We start from the raw sequence: 13,592 nt of genomic DNA, 5'->3' as shown, positions 1-13,592 counted from the left end.
GGTCGGCGTACGGCGTGCTGTTGCAGTACCTGCGCAAGCGGGCGGGGTTGAGCCAGCAGCAATTGGGTGAAGCCATTGGCTACTCACTGGAGCAGGTCGCCTCGGTCGAGCAGGGGCGGCGGCCGGCGAAGGCGGCGTTCACGGCGGCGGCGGAGCGGGTGCTGGAGGCGGGCGGCGTGCTGGACGCGCTTCAGGGAGAGGTGGATCGGGCGAAGTTGCCCAAGTTCTTCCGTAACTTCGCGTTGATCGAGGCGGAGGTGGCGAGTCGGTTCGAGTACGAACCACTGCTGGTGTCGGGCCTGTTGCAGACGGAGGCGTACGCACGGGCTCTGTTCGCCGGGCACTGCCCGCCGCTGAACGAGGACATCGTCGACCAGCACACGGAAGCGCGGCTGAGTCGGCAGAAACTACTGACGCGAGTGCCGCTCGCGGAGCTGTCGTTCATCATCGGTGAGGAGGCACTGCGGAATCCGGTTGGCGACAGCGACGTTATGCGCGGACAATGGCAACGCCTCTTGCAAGTAGGGGCGTTGCGCAACGTGGATGTCCAGGTCATGCCTACCGCGTGTGGGGTCCACTCCGGTTTGAACGGCTCGTTTGTCGTGCTGGAGACCATGGAGCACCAGCACCTCGGTTACATCGAGTCTCAGGATGTCGGGTGCGTCGTGCATGATCCGGCAGAGGTCAGTGCCTTCGGGTTGCGGTATGGCAAGCTGCGGTCGCAGGCTTTGAACGGCGTCGAGTCTGCGCGGCTCATCGAACGGCTGGCGGGAGAGATATGAGCGTGGAGCAGGTATCCGAGAACGTGGACGAGCTGCGCTGGTTCAAGAGCAGCTACAGCGGCTCGGGAGGTGGCAACTGCGTGGAGGTGGCCGCCGGCCTGGGCGCCGTGTACGTACGGGACTCGAAGGTCGCGGGCGGCGGGCCCGTGCTGCGGGTCGGCCGGGGCGAGTGGGCGGCGTTCGTGGCGCTTGCGGTGGAGTAGGTCCGCGTACGGAACTTGAGCGCAACGACGGGCTCGCTCACGGCACTTGGGGTGGCGTGAGCGAGCCCGTTGTCATGTCGACGGCTCAGAACAGGGCGCCCTCGACGCCCGAGCGCCGCCTCCCTGCCGCTCGTCACGGCCGGCAGCTCCGTGGCGACGGTCTTCACCGCGACGGGCCGGTCGAGAGAGACGTCGCGCCCCCGCCATACCTGCCCCATCACCCCGCGGCCCAGCACGCACTCCAGCCGATAGCGGTCATGGATCACCATTCCGGGGGCGAGACTCCGCATACCTGCCTACCTCCACATTCCCTGCACAACAAGGGAACGGACACGCTGTGAACAAAGTCAATGAGGGTAGTAGCCTTCCAAGCATGAACGGCCGCTGGGAAAGCCGACCAGCCCAGCCGCCAAGTATCTCGGAGACAGAACCATGAGCACCCATGAAGCCGTCCCCGTCAGCCTGGCCGAAATCGCCCGGATCGCCGGCGTCGGCCGTGCCGCCGTGAGCAACTGGCGCCGTCGCCACGACTCCTTCCCCACGCGCATCGGGGGCACCGACGTCAGCCCCCAGTTCTCACTGGCCGAAGTCGAGCAGTGGCTGCGGAGCAACGGCAAGCTCGGGGAGATCGGCGGCCGGGAACTCCTCTGGCCGCGTTTCGAGGCGCTCGGCAGCCGGAACGAGTCGGGGCTCGCCGTCGCCGAGGCGGCACGCCGCATGCGTTCCCCCAAGGCGCGGACCGGCCGCACCCAGCTCTCCGCGCCAGCACGCGCCCTGGTCGCCGAGGCAGCCAGGGTGGGACGGGACGAAGGACCGCGCGAGACCTTCGAATTCCTGCTGCAGCGTTGGCTGGAAACGCATGTGCGGCAGCTCAGCACCACGCCGCCTCAGCTCGCCGCTCTGATGGCCCGTACCGCCCTCGCCGTCCGTCTCGGTCCGGCACGGGGCAGGCTGACCCTCCTCGATCCGGCGTGCGGCACCGGACACCTGGTCGCCGCGGCCGTGCAGGAGTACGACGGCGCCGGATGGGAGGTACTCGCGAGCGAAAGCGATCCGGCGCTGGCCGCGCTGACGGCCGTCCGGCTCGACTTCCTCGCGGAGGACCACGCCATCCGGACCCGGACCATCACCGCCGACGCGTTGCGGGACCACCCGTTCTCCGAGGCGGAGGCCGACATCGCCCTGTGCAACCCGCCGTTCAACGAACGCGACTGGGGCTACGAGGAGCTCGCCACCGACCAGCGCTGGACGCACGGTCTGCCACCGCGCACCGAGCCCGAACTGGCCTGGGTGCAGCATGTGCTGTCCCATCTCAAGCCCGGCGGGGCCGCCGTGGTCGTCCTTCCTCCGGCGGTGGCGTCACGCAAAGCAGGCCGCCGCATCCGCGGCTCCCTGCTGCGCACCGGAGCACTGCGCGCGGTCGTCTCCCTGCCACCCGGCAGCGCCCAACCGCACAGCGTCGCGCTCCAGTTGTGGGTCCTGCGCGCGGCCCAGGTGGGTCCCGCGGCCGCACCCCCGAGCCAGGACGCCCTCCTCGTGGACGCCACCCAGTTCGCGAGGCCGGGGACGCGCGAACCCAGCCCCGACTGGGACAGTCTCGGTTCCTACGTACTCACCGCGATCGCCGCCCTCGACCAGCCGAAAAGGAAGCTGCCGCAAGGCTCCGTCCGCGTGCCCCTGCTCGACCTGCTCGACGACGAGGTGGACGTCACGCCAGGCCGCTACACGGCGGTGACGGCCGAACCATCCCGGCAGGAACTCGCCGCGCAGTGGGGCGAGTTCGCGTCCCTGGTGACCGATCTGGCCGATCAGGCCCGGCACCTGTCCGGGCTCGGCTTCGAGACCGGAACGGCACAGACCACGACGACGGTGGGAGACCTCGTCAAAGCCGGCGCGCTGACCCTGCGTGCCGGCCAGCAGCCCCCGGACGCAGCCGCACCGGCTCGGGGAGCCTCCGTTCCCCTCCTCACCGTCGCCGATCTCCTGCACGACGGCACTCCCAGCGGGTCGGTCCCCGCCGGTGCGGCCCCGGCCATCGCCGAGGAGGGCGACGTCGTGGTCACCGGAGTGGCCCGTGCGTTCAAGGCGTGGGTGCATGAGGGGCCGCCCATGGCCGTCGGCCCCCAGCTCTACGTCCTGCGCGTGGACGCGGAGAAACTGGAAGGCCATTTCCTCGCCGGCTGCCTGTGCGCGCCGGCCAACGGGCGACAGGCCGGCACCCACGCCTCCAGCTCGTCCAGGGTCGACATCCGGCGCCTCCAGGTGCTCCAGCTCCCCCTGGAGAAGCAGACGGTGTATGCCGAAACCTTCCGTCGCCTGCGGACCTTCGAGGGGCTGCTCACCGCGGCCGACGGTTCGGGCAAGGGGTTGGTGCGGGACATGCGCGACCGGCTCGCGGCAGGCGGACTCACCACCTGACGCGTCCCCTCCGGTCCCGGGGCCGCGGCGCCGAGCCGGCCACCCGCCAGCCGTTACCCGTCACCGCCCCGCATCCTCCTTCACCATGTCCGCGCACTTCTCCCCGATCATCATCGTCGTGATGCACGGATTGACGGTGACGAGGTCCGGCATCGCGGAGCCGTCGGCGACGCGCAGGGACTGGATGCCCTTGACGCGCAGGCGGGCGTCGAGGGGGGCGGTCGGGTCGTCGTTCGCGCCCATTTTCACGGTGCAGGACGGGTGGTAGACGGTGTTGTGCGTCGTGGCGATGTAGTCGAGCAGTTCGGCGTCGGTCGTCACGTCGGGCCCCGGCGCGAGTTCGGCGCCCGCCCAGGGTGCGAGGGCGGGCTGGGCGGCGATCTCGCGGGCCAGCCGCAGCCCGTACGTCATCACCCGCACATCGTGCTCGTCCGTGAAGTACCGCGGGTCGACGCGCGGCTTGTCGCGGAAGTCGCGGGTGCGCAGCCGTACGGTGCCGCGGGAGCGGGCCCGGGTGACGTTGGGAGTCAGGCAGAACGCGTTCTCGCTGGTCGGGTAGCCACGCCGGTAGGTGTTCATGTCGAACGGCATGGAGCCAAAGTGGAACATCAGGTCGGGGCGGTCCAGGCCCGGGCGGGTGTCGACGAAGATGCCGATCTCCCACCATTGCTGGGACGTGGTCACCATGGGCCGCTTGGCCTCCCACATGATGACGCCCTCCGGGTGGTCCTGGAGGTTCTCCCCCACGCCGGGTGCGTCGAGGACCACGTCCACGCCCACGTCCCGCAGATGATCGGCCGGCCCGATGCCCGAGAGCATCAGCAGCTTCGGGGTGTCGATCGCGCCGCAGCTGACGATCGTCTCGCGGCGCGCGGTGACCGTACGGGAGTGGACCAGATCCGGATCGAGGTAGGCGGCGCCCGTGCAGCGCCGGTCGGCGTCGATCAGCAGATGCTTGGCTCGGACCCCGGTGCGTACCTCGAGGTTCGGGCGGTTGCCGAGCACGGGGTGCAGATAGGCGACGGAGGCCGACTGGCGCATGTTGCTCTCGTCGGAGTTGATCTGGAACCAGCCGGCGCCGCGCACCACCGTCGTGCCGGTGTTGAAGGCGGTGGTGGGGATGGCGGCCTCGGCGCACGCCTCCAACAGGGCGGCTCCACAAGGGTCGTTGGGCTGTACGGTGCGGATCGTGACCGGGCCGGTGCGGCCGTGGTGGTCGCCGGGCCCGTCGTTGGTCTCCAGGCGCCGGTAGAGCGGGAAGGTGTCGGCCGCGCCCCAGCCCGAACAGCCCGCAGCTTCCCAGGCGTCGAGGTCCTCGGCCGGCGCCCAGAAGGCGATGCAGGAGTTGTGCGAGGAGCAGCCGCCGAGGACGCGGGCGCGGGCATGCCGCATGTAACTGTTGCCGTGCTCCTGCGGTTCGACGGGGTAGTCCCAGTCGTAGCCGGACTCCAGGAGCCCCATCCAGCGCTCCAGGCGCAGCACGTTGTCGTCGCCGACATCGCTCGGCCCCGCTTCCAGGAGGCAGACCGTGACGGAGGGGTCCTCACTCAGCCGGGCGGCGACGACGCAGCCGGCGGTGCCGCCGCCGACCACCACATAGTCGAACTCGTCCACGTCTGCTCCTTAGCTGCGTATGCCCGGGTAAGCCTGCGTGCGTATCGGCCGGGTGCTCCTACGGTGCGCCGTGAGCCATGGGTTCCGAGGGACCTTCGGAGGAGTGCTCGGCGAGCACACCGGTCTGCTTGCGCTGGACGAACCAGTAGTAGAGGAAGCCGCCGACCCCGACGACGCCGACGAACAGGACGCCGCCCCAGCGCAGATACCAGTGCTGCGGCCCGGTCGCGTTGTAGACCTCCGCGCGCGGCCACAGCAGGTTGACGGTCATGGCGGCGCCCCACAGCACGGCCAGGATGTTGATGGGGACCCCGAAACGGCCGAGCGAGAAACGGCCGGGCGTCCAGCGGCCGCGCAGGCGCTGGATCAGGAGCGGGAGCGTCACCAGCAGATAGGCGATGTAGATCATCACGATGGCGATGCTGGTGACGACGGAGAAGATCTGCGGCTGGTTGATGTTGACGACCAGGATGGCGATGGCCACGACCCCGATCAGGCAGGTGGCGAGGACCGGCGTCTGGAACCTCGGGCTGAGCCGGGCCAGTTTCGAGCCGCCCGGCAGGTTGTTGTCGCGGGCCATCGCGAACGCGAGCCGCAGCCCGGCCGTCTGCACGGACAGGGCGCACACGGTGATGGCGATGACGACGCACCACAGCACGACCACGCCGATGGTGTGGCCGAGTGCGGCCTTCACCACGTACTGCAGGCCGTCCACGGACAGCTCCTTCGCGTGCAGATCCGGGGCGGCGAGCAGCGCGAAGAGCAGGATCAGGCCGCCGAGGAGGAAGGAGGCGATGAGGGCGCGCAGGATGGCGCGCGGCGCGTTGCGGGCGGGGTCGATGGACTCCTCGCCGAGCGAGGAGGCGGTGTCGAAGCCGTACATCACGTACGCCGATGCGAGCGAGGCGGTGAGGAACGCGCCGAGGTAGCCGAGCGACTGCCCCTGTCCGTATCCGTCGGTCTGCACGATGGCGCTCGGACCGCGGGTGATGTGCGCGGCGAGCAGCGCGACGAGGACGACGGCCGCGACGAGTTCGATGAAGACACCGGCGGAGTTGATGGTGGCCATCAGCTTGACGCCGAACGCGTTCACGAGGGTGGTGAACAGGATGAGGATGGTGCCGAGCAGCACCGCGTTGGCGGCCTTGTCGTACTTGCCGGTGCCGTCGCCGATGACCTGGAAGAAGCTGGAGATCTGAGGGAGCGTCAGCTGATAGGCGAGGGCGACGGCGGCGAGCGACACCATCGTCGCGACCGTCATCATCCAGCCCGCGAGCCAGCCGACGTGCGGTCCGCCCGAGTGCTTCGACCAGTTGTAGACGGAGCCCGCGACGGGGAAGCGGGCGGCGAGCTCGCAGAAGCACAGGGCCACCATCAGCTGGCCGAGGAAGACCATCGGCCACGACCACCAGTAGGTGGGCCCGCCGAAGCTGACACCGAAGTAGAACAGCTGAAAGGTGCCGGTCAGGATGGAGATGTAGCTGATGCCGGCGGCGAAGGTGTGGAAGTTGCCGAGCGTCCGCTTCAGACCCGGCTTGTAGCCGAGTTCGGTGAGCGCCGCGTCTTGGTCGGAGGACGCGTTGCTGGCCGGTTGGTCCGGGCCGGGCGGGGTGTCCGCCATGACAGTCTCCTCGTTCCGAACGGGCTGGGGCACAGGGCGGTGGCTGAGGGCGGTGGCTGGACTGAGGTCAGTCGAACCAGCGCTGCGGCTCGGCCGCGGTGTTGCGCCAGACGTGCTTGGCCTCGGTGTATTCGGCGAGCCCCGCGGGGCCCAGTTCGCGGCCCACTCCGGACTGCTTCATGCCGCCCCATTCGGCCTGCGGGACATAGGGGTGGAAGTCGTTGATCCAAACGGTGCCGACCCGCAGGCCCGCGGCCACCCGGTGCGCCCGGCCCTCGTCCGTCGTCCACACGGCGCCGGCGAGGCCGTAGACCGTGTCGTTGGCGAGCGCCAGCGCCTCGGCCTCGCCGCGGAACCGCTCGACCGTCACCACCGGGCCGAACGACTCGTCCTGCACGACGGACATCTGCGGGGTGCACTCGTCGAGGATCGTCGGCGGGTAGTAGAAGCCGTTCGCGAGCGCCGGATCGTCGGGCCGGGCACCACCGAGCCGCAGGACGGCGCCTTCGGCGACACCGGCGGCGACATACGCCTCGACCTTGTCGCGGTGCGCGGCCGAGATGAGGGGGCCGGTGCGCGCGTGCTCGTCGAACGGGCCGCCCATGCGGATCCGCCCGGCGCGTGCGGCGAGTTCGTCGACGAACCGGTCGTGCAGCTCGTCCTCGACCAGGAGGCGGGCGCCGGCCGAGCAGACCTGTCCCGAATGCAGGAAGACGGCCATGAGCGCGTAGTCGACGGCGGTGTCGAAGTCCGCGTCGGCGAAGACGATGTTGGGGTTCTTGCCGCCGAGTTCGAGGGCGATCTTCTTCACGGTGGGAGCGGCGGCCGCCATGATGCTCCGGCCGGTGGCGAGACCGCCGGTGAAGGAGACCAGATCGACCCGCTCGTCCGTGGTCAGCGGCGCGCCGACGACGGCTCCGGACCCCAGAATCAAGTTGGCCGCCCCATCCGGAAGTCCGGCCTCCTGGAGGAGCCTCATCAGCATGATCGCGGTGTGCGGTGTCAGCTCGCTCGGCTTGAGGACGAAGGTGTTGCCCGCCGCGAGCGCGGGCGCGACCTTCCACGCGGTCTGAAGGAGCGGGTAGTTCCAGGGGGTGATCAGGGAGCAGACACCGACCGGCTCATGGACGACGCGGCTGTCGACCGTCGGAGTGCCGGTGTCGACGATCCGGTCCGCGCCACCGGCCGCGACGAGATTGCCGAAGTAGCGGAAACAGTTCGCGATGTCGTCCATGTCGTACTCCGACTCGACCAGGCGCTTGCCCGTGTCGAGCGACTCCGCCCGCGCGAAATCGGCTTTGTCGCGTACGAGGAGGTCGGCGACCCGGAGCAGCAGCGCGGCCCGGTCCATGACCGCGGTGCGCGGCCACGGGCCACGGTCGAACGCGTCGCGGGCGGCGGCCACGGCGGCGGCCGCGTCCTGCGGGCCTGCCTCGTCCACCTGGGCGACCAGGGTGCCGTCGGCGGGACATCTGATCTCCCGCTTGTGCCCCTCCGCAGCCGCCGTCCACCGGCCGGCGATGAACAGCTCGGGCATGGCAATCCTCCAGGTCAGGCCCTGCGGCACAGCCGGCATGGGGATGCCGTCCACTGCGGCACGGCCCGTCTTCACGACGGACGGTTGACCTGTCAGACGTAACACGGCCCAGAGCGGCGCGCACGGCGGCCGTAGGGCGGGCCCGGCGGCCCGACTGGAGTGGGCGGCGGCCCGCACTGGCGTGCGCGGGGCCGGGCTGGGGTGCGCGGCGGCCCGCACCGAAGCGCCCGGCAGCCCGCACCGGGGTCACACCGCTTCTCCCGGGCGGGCCGCCATGAGGCCGCGGGGCCCTGGCGCGCGTCAGGCACGCATGGGGGTGGCCCTGGCACACGCCTCAGGCGTGGCCCTGGCACACGGCTCAGGCGTGGGCGTGGCCCGGCGTGGCGGGCCTGCGGGTGTGGGCGTGGTGTGCGACGCCCGACGGGCCGCGGGCCTGGAGGCGCTGGAGCCACAGGGACGCCAGGCCCAGCAGGGCGCTGAAGATGGCCAGGAGCAGGGCCGACACCCACATCTGCCGGCTGCCCGGAGACTCCCACGCCGTCCAGGCGGTCGACGCCGCCCACAGAGCGAGGCCCAGGGCGTAGAAGGCACGGACCTGGCGCAGTTGCCGCACGGCCCGCAGGGACACGACGAGTTCGGTCTTGGATGCCATGCCGGCCCGTGTACCCCGGCGAGCACCGTTCAATATGCGCCGGCTTCGTGTCGCCATGCACCGGTTTCTCGCCATGCGCCGGTTTCGTACCGCCATGCACCGGTTTACGCATCATTGGCGCGGCTGTCCGGTTAACGGCGCGGTTATCCGGTCAATGGTGCACCTGTCCGGGCCCCTGCCGGTCACCGAGCCCTTCGACGGTGCGACGGGCCGCCGCGCCCTCGCCGTTGGCCAGCCCGTCGTCGGCGGGCAGGCCCAGCGCGGCGCCGCAGTGCCGGCACAGGCGGCCGTCCTCGGCGGGTGTGCCGCACGCCTTGCAGAAGCGGTTGCCGGTGTCGTTCTGTGTCTGCTCAGCCTGCTCAGCCATGAGACCTCCTAGGGGATGGGAACTCCGTCCGGTGCGGAGTACCCCCTTCCACCGATGGTGAACGGGGGGCCGGCACCGCGCAGAGGACGGCGTCGGACGAGGCCATGACATCCGCGAGGTCGCCTCGGCCCCACGCCGAGCGGGCACAGGGCCCAGGGCCCGGGCCTGGTCGACGGCGCCGTACTCCGCGTCACCCGCCTGGTCCGACGTCACATCGTTCCCGGGTGATATTCGCTTGCTTGCCGCCCTGAGCGGCGATGCAATGGGCCGCATGATCATCCATACGATGGGCGCGCTCGTCCCGCTGTCCCCGCCCGGCTGGGTCGAGGCGGGTCAACACCTGCTCGCCGGGCTTGAGTTGGGGGTTCGGGACGTCAACGCGGGCGGCGGGATCGCGGGCCGGCCGCTCGTGCTTGAGGTCCGGGACACGGCCGCCGATCCACACCGGGCCGCGGCGGCCGTGACGGAACTGGCCGGGCTCGGCGTGGCCGCGGTGACGGGCGAGTTCCACAGCGTCGCCGCACGGGCCGCCGCCGAGCGGGCCGACGCACTTGGTGTGCCGTACCTCTGCTCGTCGGCGGTGCTCGACGCGCTCACCGAGCAGCCGAGCGACCGGATCGCGCGCCTTGCCCCCGCCCAGTCCCACGGCTGGCGGATCTACGGTGACTTCCTCCTCGCCGCGGGCCACCGCCGCATCGCCGTGGCGACCCAGCCGAGCATCTACTGGGCCTCCGGCACCCGCATCCTGCGGGAGCATCTCGCTCCGCACGGCGCCACCGTCGTCGAACTCGACACGGGCGCGCTCTCCCCCGAGGCGCTGTGCGCCGAACTCGTCGAGGACCGGGCTAGCGCGCTTCTGCTCCTGGTCGGCCACCCGGAACCGGCGGTCCCCATCGTCAGGTCCATACGCCGCGACCCGCGTCTCGCCGGTCTCCTGATCGGCGCTCCGGCCGGCCAGCCGGAGCTGCCGCAATGGGCGGAGCTGCTAGGGGGCGAGGGCGCCGCCGTCCCGTTCCTGCGCTATCTGCCCGAGCGGCCGACCCCGCTCGGTACGCACGTCGAGGCGGCCCTGCGCGAACGCCTGTGCCAGACGCCGTCCTTCGTCGCGTTCGAGGGATACGACGCGATCGTCGTCCTCGCCGAAGCCCTGCGCACACACGGCGCAGTCGGCTCCTGGCCGGATGTCGCCGTCGAGGGCACCCGCGGCCAGATCCGCTTCTCCCGGATGCCGGGCATCGGCGTCTGGCAGTGGGCCTGGCCCCCGGTGCAGGTCGCAGACCGGGACCCGGCCGACCTCACCCGTTTCCGGGTTCTCCACTCCGGCTGAGGCCGTGCGGTACGCGTCGAGGCGTCGACTGTGCGATGGGCGCTGAGGCGCGGCGAGTGGGCGGGCCCGGGCCGTCCAGGCCCGAGTTGGGTTGAGTCGGCCTCCCCGGTGTGCTTCGCCCGAGTTGGTTCCAGCCGGCCCGAGTCGTCACCTCGGCGTCGTACCCGCAACACCCCTCGTTCCGACTTCCCTGCGAACCTGCGGGCCGTCGCCCCTCGCGAGCCGCCGCCTCGCGGGACTCCGAGAGGCCCCCCTCTCCGGAAGGTCTCTCAGTGAAGCGCAGTGCATCCCTGGCCGCCGCCCTGGCCGTGTCCCTGGCCGTGTCCCTGGCCGCCTCCGTGCTCGTCTCCAGCGCCGCCTCCGCACACGACCGGGCCGAGGGGCCCCGCGCGGTCCGGGGGCTGTACGGGACGAAGGCCCCGTACGCGCCGCAGCAGTCGGCCTCGCGGTATCAGCCGGTGCCCAACGGGTTCACGGCGGTGTTCACCGAGAACGTGGCCCGGCACGGTTCGCGCGCCATGACGGACAGCGGGGACGGCGACGCGGTACTCGCCGTTCTTCAGCGCGCCCAGGAGCAGAACGCGCTGACCGGACTCGGCACACGGCTCGCTCCGCAGGTGCGGGCGCTGCTGAGCGCCGCGGCCGGACTCGGTTACGGCAACCTGTCCGGCCGGGGTGTCCAGGAGGAGCGGGGGATCGCCGAGCGGATGGAGCAGCGGGAGCCGCGGCTGTTCCGTACCATCGCCGCCGGGCGGGAGCCGATCGAGGTCGAGACGTCGGGAGTGGCACGCGCCGTGGCCAGCGCGCGTGCCTTCACCGCAGGCCTCGCGGCCGCCGACCCCGCCGTGGGCGGCCTGATCAGGGATCCGGTCACCGACAAGGATCTGCTGTACTTCCACAAACAGCCGCAGAACGCCGACTACCAGGCCTATCTCTCCGGCGACCCTCAACTGGCCGCCGTACTGGGGCAGATCAACGACGCGCCCCGCACCGCGAGTACGGCAGGCCACGTCGTGTCGCGGCTGTTCCGTGCCGACTTCGCCGCCTCGATGTCCGCCGACGACCGCATCGCCTTCGCCCGCTCCCTCTACCAACTCTTCAGCGCGGCACCCGACTTGGCGGTCGAAGCGCCGAGCGTCGACCTTGGTCCGTTTCTGACGCGCGCCGACGCGCAGTGGTTCGCCTACCTCGACGACGCCGAGGAGTTCTACCAGAAGGGTCCCGCGTTCGCCGGGCGCACCATCACCTACAAGATGGCCGATGGGCTCCTGGACGACCTCCTTGCGCGGGCCGAGGCCAAGGCGGCCGGTACGAGCAGCACCGGCGCGGTGCTCCGGTTCACCCACGCCGAGGAGATCGAGCCGCTCGCCGCCCTGCTGGGTCTGCCGGGCAGCACCCGCCCCGCGCCGCCGGGCACCCCGTACACCTACGCCACCAATCCCTGGCGCGGCGCCCGGGTGGCACCGATGGCCGCCAACATCCAATGGGATCTGTACGCGAACACCCCACAGGAGGGCAAGCCCGCCAGGTTCCTGGTCCGCATGGTCTACAACGAGAAGGAGGCGGCCTTCAAGCCCGCCTGCGAACCCATCGCAAAGGGCAGCTACTTCTACGACCTGACGACATTGCGGAACTGCCTCAAGTAGCTGCCGCAAGTAGCCGTCTCAAGTCTCAAGTGGCCTCCCCACGTGGCGTCTTCGGGGCTGCTACGTCAGGACGGGCAGCGACGCCAGGCCGCGGACCAGCCGGGTGTGCCGCCATGGGAGCCGGTCCGGCGGCACCGCGAGGCGGAGACCGGGGAAGCGGGCGAGGAGCGCGCGCAGGACGATCTCCCCTTCCGCCTTGGCGAGCGGAGCGCCGACGCACCGGTGGATGCCGTGGCCGAAACCGAGGTGGGCGGCGGCGTCCCGGTCCCAGTCGAGCCGGTCGGGCGCGGCGAACCGCTCCGGGTCGCGGTTGGCGGCGCCGAGGGCGATGGCCACCGGGGCGCCCGCCGGGATTTCGGCGCTGCCCAGGGTGAAGGCCTCCGTCGCGTACCGGAAGGTCGCTGTGCTGACGGGGGAATCGAAGCGCAGCAGTTCGTCCAGGGCGGCCGGCACGCGGTCGGGGTCTTCGCGCAGGACGGCGAGGGCGTCGGGGTGCAGGAGCAGGGCGAGGACGGCGTTGCCCAGGAAGTTGGTCGTGGTCTCGTGCCCGGCGATCAGGAGCAGCACGGCGAGGGAGACCAGTTCCTCCTCGCTGAGCCGGTCGTCACCGTCGCGCGCCGCGATGAGCTGGTCGAGGAGCGAACGGCCCGGCCGTGCGCGCTTGGCCGCGATGAGGCCGGTCATGTACGCCGCCATGGAGTGCGAGGCGGCGTCGATGAGGTCCGAATTCCCCGCGGCGAACAGCTCGCCGGACCAGCGCTGTACGGCGGGACGCTCGGCCTCCGGTACGCCCAGTAGCTCGCAGATCACGATCACGGGTAGCGGGACCGCCAGCGTGCCGACGAAATCGGTCTGTTCACCGGCGGGCCACCGGTCGAGCAAGTCGTCGGTGACCCGGGCGATGAACGGACGCATCCGGGCGACGGCTCCGGTGGTGAACGCCTTGGTCACGAGCTTGCGCAGGCGGGTGTGGCGGGGTGGGTCGGTGGCCAGCATGGTGTGCGCCACCGCGGGGTGCAGTCGCCGTCGTGACTCCTTGCCGGCGAAGAACGCGGCCGTGTCCTTGGAGAGCCGGGGATCGGCGAGCGCCTCCCTGGCCTGCGCGTAGCCGGTGACCAGGTAGCCCGCGTGCGTTTCTGCCCCGATCGCCATGGGCTGCACGGGGCAGGTGCGGCGCAGGGCGGCGTAGGCGGGGTACGGGTTACGGAGGAACAGGGGGTCTCGCGTCGGATCGGTCACCCCGCCAGGCTCCGGCCGGGCCGGGCCGGGACCCGTCAGCGACACGCCCAACGGGGCATGGCGGGGCTGGCAGTTGGCCTCGCTCTGGTGTTGGTGACCTGCTCAATCGGCATGGGTGGGGATAAGTCGGTTGTGAGCTCGGGCAGTTCGGAGCGTCGCCGGTTGGGGTCTCTGTCGGCCCGTGCC

11 protein-coding genes are annotated in these 13,592 nt (G+C 71.0%); 5 read left to right on the top strand and 6 right to left on the bottom strand.

All coding sequences use genetic code 11. The features are described 5' to 3' along the window. Positions 1-14: 14 nt before the first annotated feature. The 3 genes from AB0D31_RS06990 (at position 15) to AB0D31_RS06980 (ending at position 3,403) form a co-directional block, all read left to right on the top strand. Positions 15-782: a helix-turn-helix transcriptional regulator gene (locus tag AB0D31_RS06990; protein WP_362718104.1), complete on the top strand. Its 768-nt coding sequence runs from the start codon at positions 15-17 to the stop codon at positions 780-782. Beyond that, positions 779-985: a DUF397 domain-containing protein gene (locus AB0D31_RS06985; protein WP_362718101.1), complete on the top strand. Its 207-nt coding sequence runs from the start codon at positions 779-781 to the stop codon at positions 983-985. Before AB0D31_RS06990 ends, AB0D31_RS06985 begins: the two co-directional genes overlap by 4 nt. A gap of 432 nt (positions 986-1,417) precedes the next feature. Then, positions 1,418-3,403, top strand: coding sequence for an N-6 DNA methylase (locus AB0D31_RS06980; protein WP_362718098.1), 1,986 nt, complete (start codon positions 1,418-1,420; stop codon positions 3,401-3,403). A gap of 60 nt (positions 3,404-3,463) precedes the next feature. Here the strand turns inward: AB0D31_RS06980 and AB0D31_RS06975 are convergent, their stop codons facing one another. The 5 genes from AB0D31_RS06975 to AB0D31_RS06955 all read right to left on the bottom strand — a co-directional run bounded on the left by AB0D31_RS06975 (position 3,464) and on the right by AB0D31_RS06955 (position 9,194). Next, complete coding sequence (locus AB0D31_RS06975; RefSeq protein ID WP_362718095.1) at positions 3,464-5,017, bottom strand: GMC family oxidoreductase N-terminal domain-containing protein; 1,554 nt, start codon at positions 5,015-5,017, stop codon at positions 3,464-3,466. 58 nt (positions 5,018-5,075) lie between these two features. Next, the gene (locus AB0D31_RS06970) at positions 5,076-6,638 is read right to left on the bottom strand and encodes an APC family permease (RefSeq protein WP_362718093.1); all 1,563 of its coding nucleotides are present in this window, start codon (positions 6,636-6,638) and stop codon (positions 5,076-5,078) included. Between the two features lie 67 nt (positions 6,639-6,705). Further along, positions 6,706-8,175: an aldehyde dehydrogenase family protein gene (locus AB0D31_RS06965; RefSeq protein ID WP_362718090.1), complete on the bottom strand. Its 1,470-nt coding sequence runs from the start codon at positions 8,173-8,175 to the stop codon at positions 6,706-6,708. Positions 8,176-8,533: 358 nt separating this feature from the next. Continuing rightward, on the bottom strand, positions 8,534-8,827 hold the full coding sequence (locus AB0D31_RS06960) for a hypothetical protein (RefSeq protein ID WP_362718087.1): 294 nt from the start codon (positions 8,825-8,827) through the stop codon (positions 8,534-8,536). 151 nt (positions 8,828-8,978) lie between these two features. Beyond that, on the bottom strand, positions 8,979-9,194 hold the full coding sequence (locus tag AB0D31_RS06955) for a hypothetical protein (protein WP_362718084.1): 216 nt from the start codon (positions 9,192-9,194) through the stop codon (positions 8,979-8,981). Between the two features lie 271 nt (positions 9,195-9,465). Between AB0D31_RS06955 and AB0D31_RS06950 the strand changes: the two genes are divergently transcribed. Continuing rightward, positions 9,466-10,521 (top strand): ABC transporter substrate-binding protein, encoded by a 1,056-nt coding sequence (locus AB0D31_RS06950; RefSeq protein ID WP_362718081.1) that lies wholly within the window; start codon positions 9,466-9,468, stop codon positions 10,519-10,521. A 272-nt stretch (positions 10,522-10,793) separates the two neighbouring features. Further along, positions 10,794-12,167, top strand: a complete 1,374-nt coding sequence (locus AB0D31_RS06945) for a histidine-type phosphatase (protein ID WP_362718079.1) — start codon at positions 10,794-10,796, stop codon at positions 12,165-12,167. A 60-nt stretch (positions 12,168-12,227) separates the two neighbouring features. Here AB0D31_RS06945 and AB0D31_RS06940 read toward each other — a convergent pair whose 3' ends face one another. Further along, entirely contained in the window at positions 12,228-13,406 is a 1,179-nt protein-coding gene (locus AB0D31_RS06940) for a cytochrome P450 (protein WP_362718076.1), read from the bottom strand. Positions 13,407-13,592 lie beyond the last annotated feature (186 nt).

The organism is Streptomyces sp. NPDC048361, from assembly GCF_040651795.1.
In the GTDB taxonomy this organism is placed as follows: domain Bacteria; phylum Actinomycetota; class Actinomycetes; order Streptomycetales; family Streptomycetaceae; genus Streptomyces.
This window is presented reverse-complemented; position numbering and strand designations above follow the sequence as displayed.